The following is a 20539-nucleotide window of genomic DNA, read 5'->3' on the forward strand; positions in this document are numbered from 1 at the left end:
CAGGCGCACTGGGTGGGCAGAGATGGCCTCAGGGCAGGTCGAGGGTGAAGCGGGCGCCGCCGAGCGGGGACTCGTCCACCATGATCTGGCCGCCGTAGCTGTGCACGATTTCGGTGACCACCGCCAGCCCGATCCCCTGACCGGGGGAGCTGTCGGCGCGCACCCCGCGCTGGAAGATCTGCTGCGACTTGCCCGGGTCGATGCCGGGGCCGTCATCCTCGATCTCGATCCGCAGCCGGTCGAGCCGGCGGCTCACCGTCACCTTGATCTCGCTGATGGCGAACTTGAAGGCGTTGTCGAGCAGGTTGCCCATCAGCTCCATCAGGTCCCCCTGCTCGCCGGCGAAGAAGACGTCGTCATCGAACTTGAAGCGGGTCTGCAGCTTCTTGTGGCGATAGACCTTGGCGAGGCTGGCCAGCAGCTTCTCGATGAGGGGCACCGGCTCGGTGCCCTTGCTGGCGAGCCGCTTGCGGCCGGTGACGGCGCGGCGCAGCTGGTACTGGATGATCTGATCCATGGTCAGGATCTGCTCATTGATGTTGTCGTGAATGTCGCGCCCGAGCTTGACCTCCTGCGCCGTCATCTGGATCAGCGCCAGCCGGGTTTTCAGGCTGTGGGCCAGGTCGTTGAGGGCATGCTGGTAGCGCTGGGTCTGCTGGCGCTCGTTTTCCAGCAGCTGGTTGACCGATTCGGTCAGCGGCGTCAGCTCCCGCTCATAGTCGTTGGAGAGCGCCTCCCGCTTGCCGGCCCGGATCTCGTCGATCTGGCGCGCCATGGTGCGCAGGGAGCCCAGGCTCCAGAAGCTGGTGAGCAGCAGCAGAGCGCCGAGCAGGGCGTAAGCGAGCAGGGCCTGGCGGATGCACTGGTAGAGGTAGTCGCGGGTCTGCAGCAGGTAGCGCTTGGCGGAATCGACCATCACCACGTAATAGGTGGTGGGGCCGTCACCGTGGTTGCGCAAGAAGCGCAGGCTGTAGATGAAGTAGCTCTCGCCGTTCTTGATGGTGAGGCGCTTGAAGAAGTAGTCCTGATCCAGCCCGCCCAGGTACTTCATCAGATCGTCGCAGATGGAGTCCTTGACCTGGATCACCTCCGGCATGTGCAGGCTGGACCAGCTCAGCTGGCCGTCGGCCCGGCAGATCAGGGTATCCAGGTTGGGGTCGATGGCATCCGGAGTGAGCCGGCCCAGATCCGTGCTGGCCTGGGCGTCCGGCATCTTGGAGGAGAACAGCTTGGAGAGGTTCTCCTGCATGCGGGTGCTGGCCTTCTGGGCCTGCTCATCGGTGTGGCCCAGATAGAGGATGTAGACCGAGAAGGACATGATGAGCGCGATGACCAGCATGGCGCTCAGCATCAGCTTGATGTGCAGCGAGCGGTGGATGAAGCGCATGGGGCGCGGCAGACGAAAGCCCATCAGCTGCACGACAGATTGAAGATGTAGCCCTGGCGGCGGATGGTGGAGATGGGCTGGATGAGCCCCTCCGGATCCAGCTTCTTGCGCAGCCGGCTCACCATCACCTCGATGGTGTTGGGGTCCCCCTCGCCGTCGCCGTAGAGCTGATCCAGCAGTTGCTGCTTGGAGACCACCTGGCGGGCGTTGCGCATCAGGTATTCGAGGATCAGGTACTCAAAGCTGGTGAGCACCACCGGCGTACCGGCGATGGTCAGCTCCTTGCGGGAGAGATCCAGCTCGTAGTCGCCAGCCTTGACCCTGGGAGAGATGAAACCGGCGCTGCGGCGCACCAGGGCGTTGAGGCGGGCCAGCAGTTCGTCCTTCTGGAACGGCTTGACCAGGTAGTCGTCCGCCCCCGCTTCCAGCCCCTCTACTTTGTCCTGCCAGTTGCCACGGGCGGTCAATACGATGATGGGGAAGGGGATCTGCTGCTCGCGCAGCTGGCGGATGAGCTGCAGACCGTCCATGTCCGGCAGGCCCAGATCGATGATAGCCACGTCGATGGGGTAGTCAGCGGCGTAATGGAGCGCCACCTGGGCGCTCTCGGTGCTGTGCACCTGATTCTGGGCTTCGGTCAGCAGGGTGGTGAGGTGGTGATTGAGCAGCTTGTCGTCTTCGACCAACAAAATTTTCATAAGGTGCGCGATCATGGGGATCCAGGCTGTCAATTAGAGGGCTTATGACGGGGAGAGTCAATCCGGATCCTAACAGCCCCGCCTGTATCGGGACTGAATCAGCCCGCCATTGGTTATATGCTTCCAGACCATGCGCAGACGCTTCGAGCAATCATGGTTGAACACTTTTTTTCCTTGCATTGCACCAACAAAAAAGCCAGTCAGGGGCTGACTGGCTTTTTATTGGCGTTTATCGGGGATCAGTCGATGAGACTGGCCCACAGGTCGTACTCGTCCGCTTCGTCGATGCGGACCTTGACCATGTCGCCGGGCTTGAGGCCGGTTTCACCATTCAGGTAGACCAGGCCGTCGATCTCGGGGGCATCGGCGGCGGAGCGGCCGGTGGCTCCCTCTTCGTCCACCTCGTCGATCAGCACCAGCATCTCTTTGCCCACCTTGCGGGCCAGCTTGCGGATGGAGACCTGCTGTTGCAGCTCCATGAAGCGCTGGAAGCGCTCTTCCTGCACCTCGGCCGGTATCGGATCCGGCAGCTCGTTGGCCTTGGCGCCCTCGACCGGGCTGTATTTGAAGCAGCCGACCCGATCCAGCTCCGCCTTGTCGATGAAGTCCAGCAGCATCTGGAACTCTTCTTCGGTCTCGCCGGGGAAGCCGACGATGAAGGTGGAGCGCAGGGTGATCTCGGGGCAGATCTCGCGCCACTTCTGGATGCGTTCCAGGGTGCGCTCGACGGTGCCGGGGCGCTTCATCAGTTTCAGGATGCGCGGGCTGGCGTGCTGCAGCGGGATGTCGAGGTAAGGCAGTACCTTGCCATCGCGCATCAGCGGGATGACGTCATCCACGTGCGGGTAGGGATAGACGTAGTGCAGGCGCACCCACATGCCGAGCTTGGCCAGCTCCTCGCACAGGGCCACCATGCTGGTCTTGACCGGCATGCCGTCGTAGAAGCCGGTGCGGTGCTTGACGTCGACGCCGTAGGCGGAGGTGTCCTGGGAGATGACCAGGATCTCCTTCACGCCGGCCTCTTTCAGGCGCTTGGCCTCGGCCAGTACCTCGCCGATGGGGCGGCTCACCAGATCCCCGCGCATGGAGGGGATGATGCAGAAGGTGCAGCGGTGGTTGCAGCCTTCGGAAATCTTCAGATAGGCGTAATGACGGGGGGTCAGCTTGACGCCCTGGGCCGGCACCAGGCTGGTGAAGGGGTTGTGGGTCGGCTTCTCCACGTATTTGTGGACGTGGCCGAGCACCTCTTCATAGGCGTGGGGGCCGGTGATCTCGAGCACCTTGGGGTGGATCTCGCGGATCTGGTTCTCTTTGGCGCCGAGGCAACCGGTGACGATTACCTTGCCGTTTTCGGCCAGGGCCTCGCCGATCGCTTCCAGCGACTCCTGTACCGCGCTGTCGATGAAGCCGCAGGTGTTGACCACCACCAGCTCCGCATCGTCATAGCTGGGCACCACGTCGTACCCTTCGGTACGCAGCTGGGTCAGGATGCGCTCGGAATCGACCAGGTTTTTGGGGCAACCCAAGGAGACGAATCCTACTTTGGGGGCCTGTTTTGTGTTGGACATCGCTCAATCACTCTTAGGTGGCTCTAGTTTTAGGGCGCGGATTTTACCGGAATGGCTAACCAAAAACTATACAGCCGGCACGCCGGAAGCGAACAATCTCTTTGCCCGGGCCACAATGGGCCGTCAAAGGAGAAAACCATGGTGGCAACAGGCCTTGCCGGCCGGTCTGCGGGGCCCTGATATCTGTTGCTGACGCTTGAGTCAATTTGGCAGGAGAGTGAAAACAGGGGTCACTATACTCCCTGCAGGAATAGCAGAAGGACGTGCGGGATGGAGAGTTCATTTGGCGAAAAAGTGCAGAACGTGCACGCCACGCTCAGGCAGCGGTTTGACAAGTTGAGCCGGGTTGCGGTCGCCATCTACGACCAGCAGACGGACAAGCTCAAGACCTTTGCCCACAGCACGGAGGGGGGATCGCCGCTGTTGCAGTACGAGGTGAAGCTGAGCGAGGTGCCCTCCCTGCGCTATCTGGCCGAGCGCCAGCAACCCAGGGTGCTCGATACTCTGGGCTCGCTGCAGGGGTCCCCCGCCGAGCACAGCCGCAAGCTGCTGGCGGCCGGTTATGAGTCGAGCTACACCGAGCCGCTGTTGTTCAACAGCCGGCTGTTCGGTTTTCTGTTTTGCGATGCCAGGGAGCCCGGCTACTTCGATGCGGCCATTCGCGGTGAGCTGGCGGCCTATGCCCAGATCCTGGCGGCCATCATTGCCGTTGAGTTCTTCTCCATCCAGACCCTGAACGGGGCGCTGACCACGGCGCGGGAGTTCAGCCGCTACCGGGACGAGGAGACCGCCAACCATCTGCACCGCATGTCGGGCTATTCGCGGCTCATCGCCTGCGAGGTGGCAGCCCATTACCCCCTCAACGACGAGGAGGTGGAGTTCATCCATCTCTTCTCCGAGCTGCACGACATCGGCAAGATTGCGGTGCCGGACGCCATCCTGCTCAAACCGGCCAAGCTGACCCCGGAGGAGTACGCGGTGATGAAGATCCACCCCCTCAAGGGACGGGAGATGATCGCCCTGATGATCAAGGAGTTTGGTCTGGACGGCATCCATCACACCGACATGCTCAAGAACATCATTGCCTACCATCATGAGCGTTTCGACGGCCAGGGCTACCCGGAGGGGCTGGCGGGGCAGGCGATCCCGCTGGAGGCCCGCATCGTCACGGTGGCGGATGTGTTCGACGCGCTCACCAGCGAGCGTCCCTACAAGCAGGCCTGGCCGTTCGAGACGGCCTTCGAGTACCTCAAGACCCATGCCGGCAGCCAGTTCGACCCCGTCTGCGTCGCGGCGGCGCTGCGCAGCAAGGAGGCGTTTCGCGCCATCCATCAGCAGTATCGGGATCCGGCCATAACCTGACCTCTCGTTCACGCTCTCGGTGCTAGGGTCGGCTTGCCTACCGGGGGGAATGCCTGGGGGCGGGCTCTGCAATTTGATAGAGATGCTCGGAGCAAGCGCTTGCGCAGCCACAAGGCCGGTCGCTATTGCCCTGGCGCTCTGCCGCTAGCCTGGTTTGGCGCCACCAGAGCAGGGCGCTCATGGCCAGGATCAATGGGAAGGCGGCCAGCATGCTCAGCAGCAGGTGTGACATGGTTCGTCCCCCTGTTGATGATTGCAGGCGCACTGCTCCGCCTGGTGACAACCATTTTCCCTACCGATCTGTTCCCCCTTGCGGCCGTTGCAGGATGGCCGGATCCCCTTGACAAGATCCCCGGCCTTGCTGGCCTTGCGGCGTGACGGACTGGCCTGGCTGGCGTCGGTCAGCGGCTGAAGGTGGGCAGCAGACAGATCAAGGTGCTCCGAGCGGTACTGCCATACCGATATCCCGGCATCGAGCAGTCGGCCCAGCATGTGCTCACCGATGTTTCGCACCAGCACCTGAGTGACGGCATGGGCCTGTAGCGTCGCCAGCAGGGCCTGTTTGCCACGGCAACCCTCGCCGTTGGCCGGGTTGGACATGGTCGCGAGCACCTCGCCGGCTGGGCTGACAATCTGCAGCTGCTCAGCCCGGCTGACGTGGGCGGATGGCTGGCCCCGGCTCAACAGGATGGCATGGTTGCCTGGCACGGCTGCTGTATTCACGTTCTGGTTCATTGCGCGGTTTCTCCACCGGGTTGCGGGACGTTGGGTTGCATCAACAGGGCCTTACCTAAGCTCAGGCACTCCACCACCTTGTAGCGGGCGCGCTTGAGGGTATTGGCCAAGGTCTGGCGAGAAACGCCCATGAGTCGGGCGGCCTCCTGTTGCTGCATGCCCTCCAGATCCACCAGGCGCAGCGCCTCAAACTCATCGGCGGCGAGGGCCACCTGCTCCAGTTCATGCATGGGGACACCATTGGGCTTGAAGCAGCTGTTGGCGGGGCGCCCACAGATACGACGGGCTATTTTCGGTCTCGGCATAACGCCTCCTAATTTGCATATGCCACATATACGCCGCATAAATGGCATATGCAAATTAAAGAAAAATGTAATTGAAAGGCATGATCTTGTTGAGAGGGAGGTTGCGGCTTCACGAGCAGAATTGGTGGCAACTTGATCATTTCAATGATTCTTGTATAGTTGAAATAAAGGTGCATCCAACGAGAGACAAACATGAACAAAGAGACGGCCACCAAGGTCTTTGAGTCGCTGGCATCCGGGATCCGGCTCGATGTGTGGCGGCTGCTGGTCAAGGCGGGGCTGGATGGGCGGGTCGCGGGCGAGCTGGCCGGCGAGCTCGACATCGCCCCCAACACCCTGTCGTTTCATCTCAAGGCGATGCTCAATGCCGGCCTCTTGTCGGTGGAGCAGGAGGGGCGCTTCCTGCGCTACCGCGCCAATATCCCCTTGATGCTGGATCTTATCGGCTATCTCACCGAGGAGTGCTGCGCCGGCCATCCGGAGGCGTGCGGCATGATGCGCGCCGAGTCTACTTGCTCACCCCATGTGCTGCCTGCGCAGCCCTGCTGCCACAAGGAGTAATGCCATGTCAGTCATTCAGATTTTCGACCCCGCCCTCTGCTGCGCCAGCGGCGTCTGCGGCACCGAGGTCGATCAGGCGCTGGTCACCTTTGCCGCCGATCTGGCCTGGGCCAGGGAGCAGGGCGTTGCCATCGAGCGTTTCAATCTGGCCCAGCAGCCGCTGCAGTTTGCCGAAACACCTGCGGTCAGCGCCTTTCTCACCCACGCCGGGGAGGAGGGGTTGCCGCTGGTGCTGGTGGAGGGTCAGGTTGTGCTGACCGGCCGCTATCCGAGCCGCGGCGAGCTGGCCCGCTATGCCGGACTGCCCGCGCCGCAGGCCACCATCAAGGGCATAGTGAAAGCGGCCTGCCGTCCTGGCAGCGGTTGCTGCTAAGACATTGATATTCCAAACCATGTCGTAACGGGAGAGGCTATGTATCACTTTCTGACCAATCCGCCGCCGTTTCTCTTTTTCACCGGCAAGGGCGGGGTGGGCAAGACCTCGCTGGCCTGCGCCAGTGCGGTGGCCCTCTGTGACGCCGGCAAACGGGTGCTGCTGGTGAGCACGGATCCCGCCTCCAACGTGGGGCAGGTGTTTGCCACCGACATAGGCAATCGCATCACCGCCATCGCCGCTGTGCCCGGTTTGTCGGCGCTGGAGATAGATCCCCCCGCGGCGGCCAAAGCCTATCGGGAGCGGATCGTCGGCCCGGTGCGCGGCAAGCTGCCCGAGCGAGTGGTGCGCAGCATCGAGGAGCAGCTCTCCGGCGCCTGCACCACCGAGATCGCCGCCTTTGACGAGTTCACCGCCCTGCTCACCGACCCGGCGCTGCGTTCGGAGTATGACCATATCCTCTTCGACACCGCCCCCACCGGCCACACCATCCGCCTGCTGCAGCTGCCGGGGGCCTGGAGCGAATTTCTGGCGCAGGGCAAGGGGGATGCCTCCTGCCTGGGCCCGCTGGCGGGGCTGGAGAAACAGCGTAGCCAGTATGCCGAGGCCGTCGCTGCGCTGGCCGACGACGCTCGCACCCGGCTGGTGCTGGTGGCACGCGCCCAGCACTCCACCCTGCGGGAAGTGGCCCGCACCCATGAGGAGCTGGCGGCCATCGGCCTGGCAAACCAGCAGCTGGTGATCAACGGCCTCTTCCCCGCGGCGGCCATCGCCGGTGACACGCTGGCGCAGGCCATCTGGCGGCGTGAGCAGCAGGCCCTCGCCGACATGCCGCAGGGAATAAATGGGCTGGCCCGGGATCAGGTGCCGCTGCTGGCCACCAACCTGGTGGGGCTCGACAGTTTGCGCCAGCTGCTGCAACCACAGGATGCTGGTGAGCAGGCACCACTGGCAACGTCAGCCCATCTGCCAGTCCAGCCCGAGTTGAGTTCGCTGGTGGACGAGCTGGCCGCCGACGGTCACGGCCTCATCATGCTGATGGGCAAGGGCGGGGTGGGTAAAACCACCCTGGCGGCGGCCGTGGCGGTGGAGCTGGCAAGCCGTGGCCTGCCGGTACACCTCACCACCTCGGACCCGGCCGCGCACCTCGGCGAGACGCTGGCAGGCAGCCTGCCCCATCTCGAGGTGAGTCGCATCGACCCCCGCGCCGAGACCGAGCGCTACCGCGGGCAGGTGCTGGCCAGCAAGGGGGCGGCACTGGACGAGCAGGGGCGGGCGCTGCTGGAGGAGGACTTGCGCTCCCCCTGTACCGAGGAGATCGCCGTGTTTCAGGCCTTCTCGCGGATCATCCGCGAGGCGGGCAAGCGCTTCGTGGTGATGGATACCGCCCCCACCGGCCACACCCTGCTGCTGCTCGATGCCACCGGCGCCTACCACAGGGAGATCGCCCGCCAGATGGGGGGCAAGGGGCTGCACTTCACCACCCCCATGATGCAGTTGCAGGACCCCAAGCAGACCAAGGTGCTGATCGTCACCCTGCCCGAGCCCACCCCGGTGCAGGAGGCGGCCAATCTGCAGGCCGATCTGCGCCGTGCCGGCATCGAGCCCTGGGCCTGGCTCATCAACCACAGTCTGCAGCAAGACGCGGTCAGCTCGCCGCTGTTGCAACTGCGGGCCGAGCGCCAGCAGCCCTATATCGAGGCGGTCGAGCGGCAGCATGCCAGCCGCTACGCCGTGGTGCCGCTGCTTGCCGAGGAGCCGGTGGGGGCGGATGCCCTGCGCCGCCTCTGTCAGCACCACTGAAGAGTCAGCATCACTGAACAAGGGCCCCGGCCGCGTGGCCGGGGCGGATGAACATTTGTCGTTAACGGAAGAGATGCGGGATGACCGCATCGGGAGCCCTCATGTCTGCAACCTGTGATGCCAAGAGCCAACCGGCGATTGGCTTTTTTGAACGTTACCTCACCGCCTGGGTGGCCCTCTGCATTCTGGTGGGGATTGGGCTCGGGCAGGGCCTGCCTGAACTCTTCAAGGCCATCGGCGCCATGGAGGTGGCCAAAGTCAACCTGCCGGTGGGACTGCTTATCTGGGTGATGATCATCCCCATGCTGCTCAAGATCGACTTCGGTGCCCTGCATCAGGTGAGGGGGCACCTCAAGGGGATTGGGGTCACTCTCTTCATCAACTGGCTGGTCAAGCCCTTCTCCATGGCCTTCCTCGGCTGGCTCTTCATTCGGGTGCTGTTCGCCGACTGGCTGCCGGCGGATCAGCTCGACAGTTACGTGGCGGGGCTGATCCTGCTGGCGGCGGCCCCCTGCACCGCCATGGTCTTTGTCTGGAGTCGCCTCACCAACGGCGATCCCTACTTCACCCTGTCGCAGGTGGCGGTGAACGACCTCATCATGGTGTTTGCCTTCGCTCCGCTGGTGGCGCTGCTGCTCGGGGTCTCCAGCATAGTGGTGCCCTGGGATACCCTGCTCACCTCTGTGGTGCTCTATATCGTGATCCCGGTGATCATCGCCCAGCTGCTGCGCAAGGCCTTGTTGCAAAAGGGGCAGGCCCATTTTGACAGCGTCATGACCCGCATCCAGCCCTGGTCGGTGGCGGCCCTATTGCTCACCCTGGTGCTGCTGTTCGCCTTCCAGGGCAACGCCATCATTGAGCAACCGCTGGTCATCGCCCTGTTGGCGGTGCCGATCCTGATCCAGGTGTTGTTCAACTCGGGATTGGCTTACTGGCTCAACCGCAAGGTGGGGGAGAAGCACTCGGTGGCCTGTCCCTCCGCTCTGATCGGCGCCTCCAACTTCTTCGAGCTGGCGGTGGCCGCCGCCATCAGCCTGTTCGGCTTCCACTCCGGCGCGGCGCTCGCCACCGTGGTCGGGGTGCTGATTGAAGTGCCGGTCATGCTGCTGGTGGTGCGCATCGTCAATGCCAGCAAACCCTGGTACGAAGCGGGGCTAAGCCGTTAACAGATGGCCGCTAACCCTTTTTATCCAATGTTTTTATTCACTTAAGCCATGAGAGACATGTCAATGAGTGCAATCACCATCTATCACAATCCAGAGTGCGGCACCTCCCGCAACACCCTCGAGCTTATTCGCAACAGCGGCGTCGAGCCGACCGTCATCCACTATCTGGAGACGCCCCCCTCACGCGATGAGCTGGTGGCGCTGATCGCCGCCATGGGGATGCCGGTGCGCGAGCTGCTGCGCAAGAACGTGCCCCCCTACGAGGCGCTCGCTCTGGCGGAAGATCGCTTCAGCGATGACGATCTGATCGACGCCATGCTGGCCCACCCGATCCTTATCAACCGCCCCATCGTCGTGACGCCCCTTGGCACCCGACTGTGCCGCCCCTCGGAAGTGGTGCTCGATATATTGCCCGATCAACAAAAAGGGGCCTTCGCCAAGGAAGATGGCGAGCAGGTGGTGGACGAGCAGGGCAAGCGGCTGCGTTGACAGGGAGCGGGGCCGAGCGTCACCGGCTGACCCGGACGGTGCAGATGCACTTACCGGGTGGGCGCCGGATCTGCTACTGTGACCCTCGACTCATCACAGTGGGGGAAACAGCATGAAGATTCGATTCCTGGTGATAGCCACGGCACTGGCGCTGACCTCGGCCCCTGGACTGGCCGACTGGGCCAAGGTGAAGGCGGCCGCGACCGAGCTTGGCAACGCGGTGAGCGACACCAGCAAGGAGGCGTGGCAGAGCGTCACCGATTTCTCCAAGGCGACCTGGGCCTCGGTCTCCCAGTGGGGCTCGGAGGCGTTCAATACCGCTGGCGCCTGGACCGACAAGAGCGTGGCCACCGGCAAGGAGTGGCTGGCGGTGGCCGACAAGAAGCTCGACGAGATGCTGGAGCCCAAGACGGCGGACGAGGCGCGCCTCGCCCTCAATACCATGGCCGACACCGCCCTGGTGCGGCTGTTCAACGAACAGCCCTCGGCCAAGCTGTTGTTTGACAAGGCATACGGCTATGCGGTGTTCGACTCGCGCAAGTTCTCCCTGATGCTGCACACCAACCAGGGGGCCGGGGTGGCCGTCAACCGTGCCACCGGCAAGCACACCTACATGAAGATGTTCGGCGCCGGGCTGGCGGCCGGGCTGGGTGGCAAGTTCTATCAGCAGGTGATCCTGTTTGAGGACAAGGCCAGGTTCGATGCCTTCGTCAGCCAGGGCTGGGAGGCCACCTCCGAGGTGGGTGCCGTGGCGGGCAAGGAGAGCGCCGAGTTGACCGCCAAGTACAACGGCGGCATGGCCATCTACCAGATCGGTGAGAAGGGGCTGCTGCTGGACGCCAATATCTCGGGCTCCAAGTACTGGGTGGACAAGGATCTGACCCGCTGATTGAGCAGAGGGTGAGCAACCGCCAGTTTTTCTTCATACTGCGCGGATTGCCGTCTGTTTAATTGGTGCGAATTACAGTAAAAAGAGGGCCTTAGGCCCTCTTTTTCATGGGCGCAGCCAGGTTCGTCAGCAAGACAAGGAGAGTGGCATGACTCAAGCATCAGCACAGGACGGGGCGGACGGAGCCCTGCGTCGGGAGTGGGACAAGCAGAGCATCTATCTGCGCCTGCAGGAGGGGATCCCCACGGCCTTCTGGGTCAGCGGGGATCTGGTCTCCCCCCTCGAGCCCGGCGCCGAGGGGGTGGCATACCAGGGCCACTTCGGCTGGGGGCGTGCCGACGAGGCGACCATGGCCCTGGCGCAGGCCATTGTCGCCAGGCTGGTGGCGGTAGGACTGGTTCCCCCCGAGCTGGCGGCGAGCCGCGCGGGCTACCTGCATGACGAGGTGCTGGTCAAGCTGCCCGCCGGGGAGCACTACGATCTCCACCTGAGCTATCTGAGGCTGCTGCTGGGGGAGGGGGCCGTGCCGCGCCCCTGAAGGGCCGGCTCATCATCTCGGCGAGCATCCCAACCCCTGTTTCGAGGAATCTTCTCCCTAATTGGCACTCTTATTGCTTGGAGCTTGTCAGTGTCAATGATTTGTCTGGGGATGAAATATGGAAATCAGTGCAAGCAGCCTGATGCAAGAGATGCAGGCCCTCAAGGTGGAAGCCGGCGCCACGCCGCTCACCCAGCCTGGCCGTCAGGTCAGCTCCGATTTTGGTCAACTGCTGCAGCAGGCCCTTGGCAACGTCAACGAGCTGCAAGGGGCCGCCAACGATCTGCGCACCCGTTTCGACATGGGCGACAACTCGGTCGACTTGTCCGAAGTGATGATCGCCGGACAAAAATCCTCTATCGCCTTCGAGGCGACGGTGCAGGTGCGCAACAAGATGGTCGATGCCTACAAGACCATCATGAACATGCCGGTGTAACTCAGGCCCATGGCGACTGAGCATCATGAACATGTCAGCAATAAGGACATAAATCGTGGCTACTGATCAAAACGGCGAACTGCTGATGAACGATGAGGGCACCGCCGCCCTCGATGAGAATGAGCAGAAGAGTTCGGCTCTCGGCTTTCTCTCCAATACGGACGTGTTGCGCCAGATCACCCTGATCCTGGGGCTGGCCATCTGTCTGGCCATCGCCGTTTTCATCCTGTTGTGGGGCAAGGAGCCGGACATGCGTCCCCTTGGCACCTATACCACCCAGGAGCTGGTCAAGACCCTCGACTTCCTCGATCAGCAGAAGATCCCCTATCAGGTGGATGGCAAGAGCGTGCTGGTCAATGCCGAAAACTTCTCCAACATCCGGCTGGCGCTGACCCGTGCCGGTCTGGCCAACGCCACTGACGCCAGCACCGACGGGGAAGACATCCTGCTCAAGGACTCCAGCTTCGGGGTCAGCCAGCGGATGGAGAGCGAACGGCTCAAGCTGAGCCGCGAGCGCCAGCTGGCCAGCGCCATCGAACAGTTCCAGAACGTGGCCAAGGCCCAGGTGCTGCTGGCCATTCCCAAAGACAACGTGTTTGCCCGCAACGAACGCAAGCCCAGCGCCACCGTGGTGCTGAGCCTCAAGGGCAATGCCCTCGGTCAGGGGGAAGTGGACTCCATCGTCGATATGGTCGCCTCCGCCGTGCACGGTCTGGAGCCGACCCGCGTCACCGTGACCGACCAGAACGGCCGCCTGCTCAACTCCGGCTCCCAGGATCCCGTCTCTGCCCAGACTCGCAAGGAGTTTGCGATGCAGCAGAAGCAGGAGCTGGAATACAAACAAAAAATTGACGCCATCCTGATCCCGGTGCTCGGCGCCGACAATTATACGGCGGAGGTCGACCTCTCCCTCGACTTCTCCCAGCAGGAGCAGACCCGCAAGACCTACAACCCGGACCTGCCGGCGGTGCGATCCGAAATGACCATGGAAGAGAACAGCGCCAACGGCAGTAACGGTGGCGTGCCAGGCGCGCTCTCTAACCAGCCGCCCGCCGCTTCCAACATTCCGCAGCAGGCGACCGGCCCCAACGCCGAAACCACCGCCTCCAGCTCCGGCCGCTCCCGCAAGGAGGCGACCCGCAACTTCGAACTGGATACCACCGTCAGTCATATCCGGCGCCAGATGGGTGGCATTCGCCGCATGACCGTCTCGGTGGCGGTGGACTACAAGTCGGCCACTGCCGCCGATGGCAAGGTGAGCCGCGAGCCGCGCACTCAGGCCGAACTCGATACCCTGCGTCGTCTGCTGAGCGGCGGCCTTGGCTTTGATGTGACCCGTGGTGATACTCTGGAGGTGGTCGCCATCCCGTTCAACCGGCCTGAGCTCGAAAACGTGGCCGAGGCGCCGCTCTACGAGCAGCCCTGGTTCTGGCGCGCGGTGCGCATCGCCGCCTCCGTGCTGGTCATCATAGTGCTGATCGTCACAGTGGTGCGCCCCATGCTCAAGCGCCTGCTCTATCCGGATGCCAAGCCGGAAGGGGAACTGGATTTCGACAACCACACCGTGCTGGGTGGGGATGACGAGCTTAGTCTGCTGGCGGCTCAGGCCGAAGCCGAGCCGGTGTTCGGGGTACGTGACGGCCATCTGAAACTGCCGGATCTGCACCGTGACGAAGACTTGCTCAAGGCGGTACGTGCCCTGGTGGCGAACGAACCGGATCTGGCCGCACAGGTCATTAAAGAATGGGTAGCGAACAAAGATGGCTGACGAAAACAAGACACAGGTCACCGGCAATGACATCACCGACAGTCAGCGCCAGATCCTGGATCAGATGAGCGGCATGGAGATGGCGGCGGTATTGATGCTGAGCCTCAACGAAGAGGACGCCGCCCAGATCTTCCGCCATCTCGAGCCCAAGCAGGTGCAGCGGCTCGGCATGTCGATGGCCTCCATGTCGGATTTCAGTCACGACCGGGTGGCGGCGGTTCACCGTCAATTCATCGACGACATCCAGAAGTACACCAACATCGGTATCGGCAGCGAAGACTTCGTGCGCAAGGCCCTGGTGGCGGCCCTTGGCGAAGACAAGGCCAGCAACCTGGTGGACCAGATCATCCTGGGTTCCGGCGCCCGCGGCCTCGATTCCCTCAAGTGGATGGATGCCCGCCAGGTGGCCAGCATCATCCAGAACGAACACCCGCAGATCCAGACCATCGTCCTCTCTTATCTGGAGCCGGAGCAGTCCGCCGAGATCCTGAGCCAGTTCCCGGAGCAGGTGCGCCTGGATCTGGTGATGCGCATCGCCAACCTGGAAGAGGTGCAACCGGCGGCGCTGCAAGAGCTCAACGACATCATGGAGAAACAGTTCGCCGGTGCGGCGGGTGCCCAGGCAGCCAAGATGGGCGGCCTGAAGGCGGCGGCCAACATCATGAACTACCTCGACACCAACATCGAGGGTCAGCTGATGGACTCCATCCGCGAGTCGGACGAGGAGATGAGCCAGCAGATCCAGGACTTGATGTTCGTGTTCGAGAACCTCATCGACGTGGACGATCGCGGCATCCAGACCATGCTGCGGGAAGTGCCTGGCGATCTGCTGCAGCGGGCCCTCAAGGGCTCCGACGATCAGATGCGCGAGAAGATCTTCAAGAACATGTCCAAGCGGGCCGCCGAGATGCTGGCAGACGATCTGGAGGCCATGGGGCCGATCCGGGTCTCCGAAGTGGAAGCCGCCCAGAAGGAGATCCTCTCCATCGCCCGCCGTCTGGCGGATGCCGGCGAGATCATGCTGGGTGCCGGTGGCGGCGAGGAGTTCCTCTGATGAACGCTCGCTTCGACGTGCATAACACTCCCGGCAGCGTGATGACGAGGAGTGCGGCAGCCAGATGAACAACAACAAACTGCGCGGCTATGTCAGACCCGACGGGGACGAGAGCCAGGTTCAGACCTGGGGCTGGCCGGAGATGGAGGTCGAGGCCGAGGTCGAAACCAATGCCCTCGGGCTGACCCCGGACTGGTATCGGCAGGAGGAAGAGGTGCCGGTCGAAGAGCCGGCAGAGGAGCCGGCCCCCAGCATCACCGCCGAGGAGCTGGAAGCCATTCGCCAGGCTGCCTGGGAAGAGGGGATGGCCGAGGGGCGTGACGCCGGTTACGCCAAGGGGCTCGAGGAGGGCAAGCTGGAAGGCTTGCAGCAGGGCCATGCCGCCGGACTGGAGCAGGGCAAGGAGGAGGGGCTGGCCCTCGGCCGCGAGCTGGTGGAGCAGCAGATGAGCCACTGGCAGGAACTGATCGATCGCCTCGCCAACCCGCTCAAGGAGCTGGACAGCGCGGTGGAGCAGCAGCTCATCGCGCTGGTGATGCAACTGGCCCGCGCCCTCATCCGTCACGAAGCCGAGACCTCGCCCAGACTGCTGCTCGAAGCACTCAAGCAGGGGCTGGCGCTGTTGCCCGCCGCCGAGCTGGGGGTCACCCTGATGCTGCATCCGGACGATCTGGCCCGGGTCGAGCAGGCATTTGGCGCCGAGGAGTGCGCCAAGCGTCACTGGCGACTGCAAAGCGATCCCACCCTCTCCCCCGGCGATCTGCAACTGGCCACCGAGCTCTCCAGCATCGACCTGACCCTCTCCGGTCGCATCGACCAGCTGCTGCGCAACTTTCTGCGGGACAATGCCGGCCAGGATGGTCGCGGCTAGCGGCCTTGCCTGCTTGCCCCGTCTATTTTTCAACTCATTCAACACCAGCTTTCAGGAGGCCGGATGAGCGGCTCGTTACTCAATCGGTTGCAGGGGTATCGGGTACGCGATATCGCCCCCAAACCCCCGGTGGCCGGCAAGCTCACCCGGGTGGTGGGCTTGACCCTGGAGGCCATCGGCTGTCGCGCCGCCATCGGGGCACTCTGTCGTATCGATACCCAGGATGGATCGCTTGAGGCCGAAGTGGTCGGCTTCTCCGGCGATCGCCTGTTTCTGATGCCGAGCGAACAGCTCAAGGGGGTCATTCCCGGCGCCCGGGTGGTGCCCATCACCGAGGAGCACGGCATTCCGGTCGGCATGAACTTGCTGGGCCGGGTCATCGACGGCATCGGCCAGCCGCTGGACGGGCTCGGTCCCATCCTCTCTTCCCAGACGGTGCAGTTTGCCCAGCACCGCATCAACCCGCTCTCTCGCCGCCCGATCCATCAGCCGATGGACGTGGGGGTGCGCGCCATCAACGCCGTGCTGACCGTGGGCCAGGGCCAGCGGATGGGACTGTTCGCCGGCTCCGGCGTCGGCAAATCCGTGCTGCTCGGCATGATGACCCGCGGCTCGGTGGCCGACGTGGTGGTGGTGGGGCTCATCGGCGAACGGGGCCGTGAGGTGAAGGAGTTCATCGAGGAGATCCTGGGGGAGGAGGGGCGCGAGCGCGCCGTGGTGGTGGCGGCGCCGGCCGATGCCTCGCCGCTGATGCGGCTCAAGGGGTGTGAAACGGCGCTGGCCATCGCCGAGTACTTCCGCGATCAGGGGCTCAACGTGCTGCTGCTGATGGACTCGCTCACCCGTTACGCCCAGGCCCAGCGCGAAATCGCCCTGGCGGTGGGCGAGCCGCCGGCGACCAAGGGGTATCCGCCCTCGGTGTTCGCCAAATTGCCGGCGCTGGTGGAGCGGGCCGGCAACGGCAGCGACGGCCAGGGCTCGATCACGGCATTCTTCACCGTACTGACGGAGGGGGACGATCTGCAGGATCCCATCGCCGACGCGGCGCGGGCCATCCTCGACGGCCACATAGTGCTGTCGCGCGAGCTGGCCGACTCCGGCCACTACCCGGCCATCGACATCGAGAAGTCCATCAGCCGGGTCATGCCCATGGTGACCTCGCCGGAGCACATGGAGCTGGCGCGCACCCTCAAGCAGTTCTACTCCCTCTACCAGCAGAACCGGGATCTCATCACCATCGGCGCCTACAGCCAGGGCTCCGACCCCCGCATCGACCGCGCCATCATCCAGAAACCCTATCTGGATCAGTTCTTGCAGCAGGGAATGCGCGAGGTCATTCACTACGATGCCGGCCTGCAGGCCCTGCAGCTGGTGGCCATGCCGCTGATGCGTTGACGAGAAGATGAAGGGGAGGCGTGACCATGAGTAAAGGCTTGATGATGTTGTCGGAGCGGCTGGTGGAGGCCGAGCAGCAGGCCGCGCTGGCGCTGGCCAAGGCCCAGCAGGATCTGAAAATCTTCCTGGAGCAGCAGGATGCGCTCAACCAGTACCGCCAGATCTACCACCAGCAGTGGACCGACCGCGGTCTGCAGGGGATCGGTGCCCAGCAGAACAGCCAGTATCACGCCTTCATCAACAAGCTCGAGCAGGCGGCGACCCAGCAGTACGAAGGGGTACTGCAGGTGCGCCAGGCGCTGGAGCTGCGCCGTGAAGAGTGGCTGGCCGCCCAGCAGCGGCGCAAGGCGGTGGAGCTGCTGCTGGCCAAGCAGGCGGGGCGCGAGCAGCTTAAAGCCCAGCGCCAGGAGCAGAAGATGCTGGATGAGTACGCCACGCTGCGCCGTTTCCACCATTCTGGCCTGTAACTTGCTTTCTTCTTGCCATCCCGTGTGCGCCTCACTCCCTGCGGGGAGCTGAGGAGAAACCCGAAGCCGAATGCCGTCAGGAATCTTCACCATGATGCAGACACTGTTAACCAATTCTTCCGCCGCACCGACAGCCGCCGCTGCCGACAAGAGTGCGGTGCTGACGGCGAGTCAGGATGGTAGCGAAGGAGCCCTGCAGAGCGACGGCAAGGGTGGCTTTTCCGAGGTGATGAACCGGGTGCAGCAGGCCGGCAAGGGCAATGCCAAAGCCGATGGCCATGTTGCCAACTCTGATGGCAAGGCCACGTCGCGGCCCGGTACCGGGCCGGAGCGTGCCGGTGCCGTGGAGAGCGACAAGCCACTGCAGAACGCCAAGGGCGAGGCTGCCAAATCTTTGGCGAATGAAGCCGAAGAGGCCGCTGGCGCCGACGACAAGCCACAGAAGGGGAGCGATCCCGACCCCGCCCTCGCCCCCAACGACTTCCTGCAGCGTCTGCAGGATGCCCTCAAACAGGACACCTCCCTGGTCGCCCCGGCGGCCATCACTCTGGTCGCCAGCACACCCGTGGTCGAGACGGACGGCAAGATGTTGCCGCCGGATGACGCGCAGGCTGCGTCGGCCGAGACATCGGCCACCCTCACCCAGCCGCTGGCCGGCAGCGGTGACAAGCAGGGAACGACGACCGCTGCCGCCGCGCTGGCCCGTCAGGCTGCCAGCTTGCTCACGGGCGAAACCAGTGCACCGGTTGATGCGAAAGCCACGCAGCCGGATGCCGTCGTGACGGATGACGCCGCCCTGGCTGCTCAGTTGCAGGAAGCCGGGAAAGAGGGCAGTGGCAAGGAGAGCGGCGCCGGTGGCGCCAATGCCGACCAGCATGCCGATAAAAATGGCAAAGATATCAAGGGGAGCAAAAGCGAGCTCTCCGCCGCCGAGCGGGCGGCCTTGCAGAGCAAGGTGCCAGCCGCTGCCGCGGTAAGCGGGCAGGATAAGGAGAACGTCCAAATCCAGGTGGAGGGCGCCGACAAGGCAGCCAAGCCTGTGGTGCCGCCCATGGCCGGCAAGGATGAGCCTGCCAAGCCTTCCCCGCTGCAGACCACCCACAGCACAGTGGCCGCTCAGCCGGGAGCCGCCAGGGCGTTTGCCGAGGGGATGAACCGGGCCGATGGCGAGACGAACCTGACCTCTGAAAAGGCGCCGCCGCAGGGCGTTGCCGAGGGGGATGGCCAGTCCAGACCCGCGACGGCGGCCAAGACGGAGAGCCAGCCAGCGCCTGCTGCCGGCAGCACGCCGGCGCCGGCCGCCACCCCGAGCGAACCCGTGCTGGTGGCGCCGCAGCAGGTGCTGGCCAGCAGTGAACCCCAGGGCCCGCAAGCCTCCCTGGCCAGCCTGTCGGCCGGACTCAAGCAGATGGAAGCCACCGAGCGCAGCGACAGCGCCAGAGGCAGAAGCGAGGTCAAGGTTGACCTGAAACAGAAGGCGGCAGAGCTGGCTCGCGGCACCAACCAGGGCAGCAGTGAGACGACCGCCACCCCGGAGAGCAGCCACAGCCAGCAGGTACAACAGAACAGCCAGCCCCAGGCGGTTGGCCATGACAACCGGCCTGCCACCGCCGAACTGGCCGCGCGGCGGGATCCCGCCAATCTGCTCCACCTCAAGCTGGCCGACCCGGAGGCGCCGGCCCAGCTGCACCAGAAGGTGAACCTGATGCTGGCGGACAAGCTGCAGCAGGCGGAGATCCAGCTCGACCCGCTCGGGCTTGGCAAGATGAAGATCCAGATCCAGATAGACTCCTCCAACCAGGCCAACGTGCACTTCGTGGTCCAGCATGGCCAGACCCGGGAAATGCTGGAGCAGGCCATGCCCCGGCTGCGTGATATGCTGGCAGGGCAGGGCATCCAGCTGGGCCAGACCCAGGTGCAGCAACAGCCGCAACAGCAGTCACAGGGGCAGTCTGGCTTCTCCGGTCAGGGCCAGCAGGGACAAAAAGGCAGCGGATCTTTTGCCGAAACAGGCCAAACTGAGGCAGAGGTCACGGGCGCCGGCATGAGTTTGTCGAGGGAATCGACAAACGACCGCGGAATTGATTTCTATGCTTGATGCCAGCCCGAGTAAGTTTATGATATCGAACAAGTTTGAGACTAGGGTGGACAAGGGATGGCAGACGATAACGAACTGACGCTGAAAGATCCGGCGGCAGGCAAGAAAAAGAAGCTGATCATGATTATCGCCCTGGCCGTGATTGTGCTGGGCGGCGGTGGTGCCGGCGCCTGGTTCATGCTGGCCGGCGGCGACAAGCCGGCGGCCGAAGCCGCGGGGGAGGGCAAGGATGCCAAGCCCAAGGAGGCGGCACCTCAGCCCTCGCTCTACGTGGGCATGCCGCGCCCCTTCGTGTTCAACGTCTCCGGCGGTCAGCGCGACCGGCTGGTGCAGATCAAGATCCAGCTGATGGTACGCGGTACCGCCGACGAAACGCTGGCCAAGCAGAATATCCCCCTCATCGAAGGCACCCTGCTGCGGGTCTTCAGTGCGGCCACCAGCGAGCAGCTGATGACCTTCGAGGGCAAGGAGAAGCTGCGCAAGGATTCACTGGAAGAGTGCCGTCGGGTGCTCAATGACCTGGTCTCTTCCCCCGTTATCGAACAAGTGCTGTTTACCGGCTTTGTCATGCAATAA

General features: G+C 63.7%; 21 protein-coding genes. 16 read left to right on the top strand and 5 right to left on the bottom strand.

Annotation, left to right across the window (positions count from 1 at the left end):
- Nucleotides 1-28 precede the first annotated feature (28 nt).
- The 3 genes from AB5Y94_RS02910 to rimO all read right to left on the bottom strand — a co-directional run bounded on the left by AB5Y94_RS02910 (nucleotide 29) and on the right by rimO (nucleotide 3653).
- Nucleotides 29-1411: an ATP-binding protein gene (locus tag AB5Y94_RS02910; protein WP_368205009.1), complete on the bottom strand. Its 1383-nt coding sequence runs from the start codon at nucleotides 1409-1411 to the stop codon at nucleotides 29-31.
- Nucleotides 1411-2085, bottom strand: a complete 675-nt coding sequence (locus AB5Y94_RS02915) for a response regulator transcription factor (protein ID WP_010634645.1) — start codon at nucleotides 2083-2085, stop codon at nucleotides 1411-1413. Before AB5Y94_RS02915 ends, AB5Y94_RS02910 begins: the two co-directional genes overlap by 1 nt.
- 239 nt (nucleotides 2086-2324) lie before the next feature.
- Entirely contained in the window at nucleotides 2325-3653 is a 1329-nt protein-coding gene (rimO, locus tag AB5Y94_RS02920) for a 30S ribosomal protein S12 methylthiotransferase RimO (RefSeq protein WP_201889555.1), read from the bottom strand.
- Between the two features lie 270 nt (nucleotides 3654-3923).
- Between rimO and AB5Y94_RS02925 the strand changes: the two genes are divergently transcribed.
- Nucleotides 3924-5015, top strand: coding sequence for an HD domain-containing phosphohydrolase (locus tag AB5Y94_RS02925; protein WP_368204783.1), 1092 nt, complete (start codon nucleotides 3924-3926; stop codon nucleotides 5013-5015).
- Between the two features lie 213 nt (nucleotides 5016-5228).
- On the opposite strand, the gene AB5Y94_RS02930 is transcribed toward AB5Y94_RS02925, so the two are convergent.
- Both AB5Y94_RS02930 and AB5Y94_RS02935 read right to left on the bottom strand, forming a co-directional pair.
- Nucleotides 5229-5750, bottom strand: coding sequence for a NifB/NifX family molybdenum-iron cluster-binding protein (locus AB5Y94_RS02930; protein WP_368204784.1), 522 nt, complete (start codon nucleotides 5748-5750; stop codon nucleotides 5229-5231).
- Nucleotides 5747-6055, bottom strand: coding sequence for a DUF134 domain-containing protein (locus AB5Y94_RS02935; protein WP_368204786.1), 309 nt, complete (start codon nucleotides 6053-6055; stop codon nucleotides 5747-5749). Before AB5Y94_RS02935 ends, AB5Y94_RS02930 begins: the two co-directional genes overlap by 4 nt.
- Nucleotides 6056-6247: 192 nt before the next feature.
- On the opposite strand from AB5Y94_RS02935, the gene AB5Y94_RS02940 reads away from it, so the two are divergent.
- The 15 genes from AB5Y94_RS02940 (at nucleotide 6248) to fliL (ending at nucleotide 20539) form a co-directional block, all read left to right on the top strand.
- Entirely contained in the window at nucleotides 6248-6616 is a 369-nt protein-coding gene (locus tag AB5Y94_RS02940) for a helix-turn-helix transcriptional regulator (protein ID WP_005298747.1), read from the top strand.
- A gap of 4 nt (nucleotides 6617-6620) precedes the next feature.
- The gene (gene arsD, locus AB5Y94_RS02945) at nucleotides 6621-6989 is read left to right on the top strand and encodes an arsenite efflux transporter metallochaperone ArsD (RefSeq protein ID WP_005298749.1); all 369 of its coding nucleotides are present in this window, start codon (nucleotides 6621-6623) and stop codon (nucleotides 6987-6989) included.
- A 39-nt stretch (nucleotides 6990-7028) separates the two neighbouring features.
- Entirely contained in the window at nucleotides 7029-8792 is a 1764-nt protein-coding gene (gene arsA, locus AB5Y94_RS02950) for an arsenical pump-driving ATPase (RefSeq protein WP_368204788.1), read from the top strand.
- A 101-nt stretch (nucleotides 8793-8893) separates the two neighbouring features.
- Complete coding sequence (gene arsB / locus AB5Y94_RS02955; RefSeq protein WP_017785772.1) at nucleotides 8894-9958, top strand: ACR3 family arsenite efflux transporter; 1065 nt, start codon at nucleotides 8894-8896, stop codon at nucleotides 9956-9958.
- Between the two features lie 63 nt (nucleotides 9959-10021).
- The gene (gene arsC / locus AB5Y94_RS02960) at nucleotides 10022-10447 is read left to right on the top strand and encodes a glutaredoxin-dependent arsenate reductase (protein WP_368204789.1); all 426 of its coding nucleotides are present in this window, start codon (nucleotides 10022-10024) and stop codon (nucleotides 10445-10447) included.
- Nucleotides 10448-10559: 112 nt separating this feature from the next.
- Complete coding sequence (locus AB5Y94_RS02965) at nucleotides 10560-11336, top strand: hypothetical protein (protein WP_010634629.1); 777 nt, start codon at nucleotides 10560-10562, stop codon at nucleotides 11334-11336.
- A 148-nt stretch (nucleotides 11337-11484) separates the two neighbouring features.
- On the top strand, nucleotides 11485-11874 hold the full coding sequence (locus tag AB5Y94_RS02970) for a hypothetical protein (protein ID WP_017778745.1): 390 nt from the start codon (nucleotides 11485-11487) through the stop codon (nucleotides 11872-11874).
- Between the two features lie 118 nt (nucleotides 11875-11992).
- Nucleotides 11993-12310 carry a flagellar hook-basal body complex protein FliE gene (fliE, locus tag AB5Y94_RS02975; protein WP_005298759.1) on the top strand — a complete coding sequence of 106 codons (318 nt, stop codon included), beginning with the start codon at nucleotides 11993-11995 and terminating at the stop codon, nucleotides 12308-12310.
- Between the two features lie 55 nt (nucleotides 12311-12365).
- Entirely contained in the window at nucleotides 12366-14078 is a 1713-nt protein-coding gene (gene fliF, locus AB5Y94_RS02980) for a flagellar basal-body MS-ring/collar protein FliF (RefSeq protein WP_005298761.1), read from the top strand.
- Complete coding sequence (fliG, locus tag AB5Y94_RS02985) at nucleotides 14071-15132, top strand: flagellar motor switch protein FliG (RefSeq protein WP_005298762.1); 1062 nt, start codon at nucleotides 14071-14073, stop codon at nucleotides 15130-15132. Before fliF ends, fliG begins: the two co-directional genes overlap by 8 nt.
- 64 nt (nucleotides 15133-15196) lie before the next feature.
- Nucleotides 15197-16003, top strand: a complete 807-nt coding sequence (gene fliH, locus AB5Y94_RS02990; RefSeq protein WP_017785775.1) for a flagellar assembly protein FliH — start codon at nucleotides 15197-15199, stop codon at nucleotides 16001-16003.
- Nucleotides 16004-16066: 63 nt separating this feature from the next.
- Nucleotides 16067-17398, top strand: coding sequence for a flagellar protein export ATPase FliI (gene fliI / locus AB5Y94_RS02995; RefSeq protein WP_005298767.1), 1332 nt, complete (start codon nucleotides 16067-16069; stop codon nucleotides 17396-17398).
- Nucleotides 17399-17424: 26 nt separating this feature from the next.
- Nucleotides 17425-17865 (top strand): flagellar export protein FliJ, encoded by a 441-nt coding sequence (fliJ, locus tag AB5Y94_RS03000; RefSeq protein ID WP_005298769.1) that lies wholly within the window; start codon nucleotides 17425-17427, stop codon nucleotides 17863-17865.
- Between the two features lie 91 nt (nucleotides 17866-17956).
- A complete protein-coding gene (locus tag AB5Y94_RS03005; protein ID WP_368204792.1) occupies nucleotides 17957-19963 on the top strand; it encodes a flagellar hook-length control protein FliK in 2007 nt (668 codons plus the stop codon).
- 57 nt (nucleotides 19964-20020) lie between these two features.
- On the top strand, nucleotides 20021-20539 hold the full coding sequence (gene fliL, locus AB5Y94_RS03010; protein WP_005298773.1) for a flagellar basal body-associated protein FliL: 519 nt from the start codon (nucleotides 20021-20023) through the stop codon (nucleotides 20537-20539).

Source organism: Aeromonas sp. s5 (assembly GCF_040907865.1).
Lineage (GTDB): Bacteria > Pseudomonadota > Gammaproteobacteria > Enterobacterales > Aeromonadaceae > Aeromonas > Aeromonas dhakensis.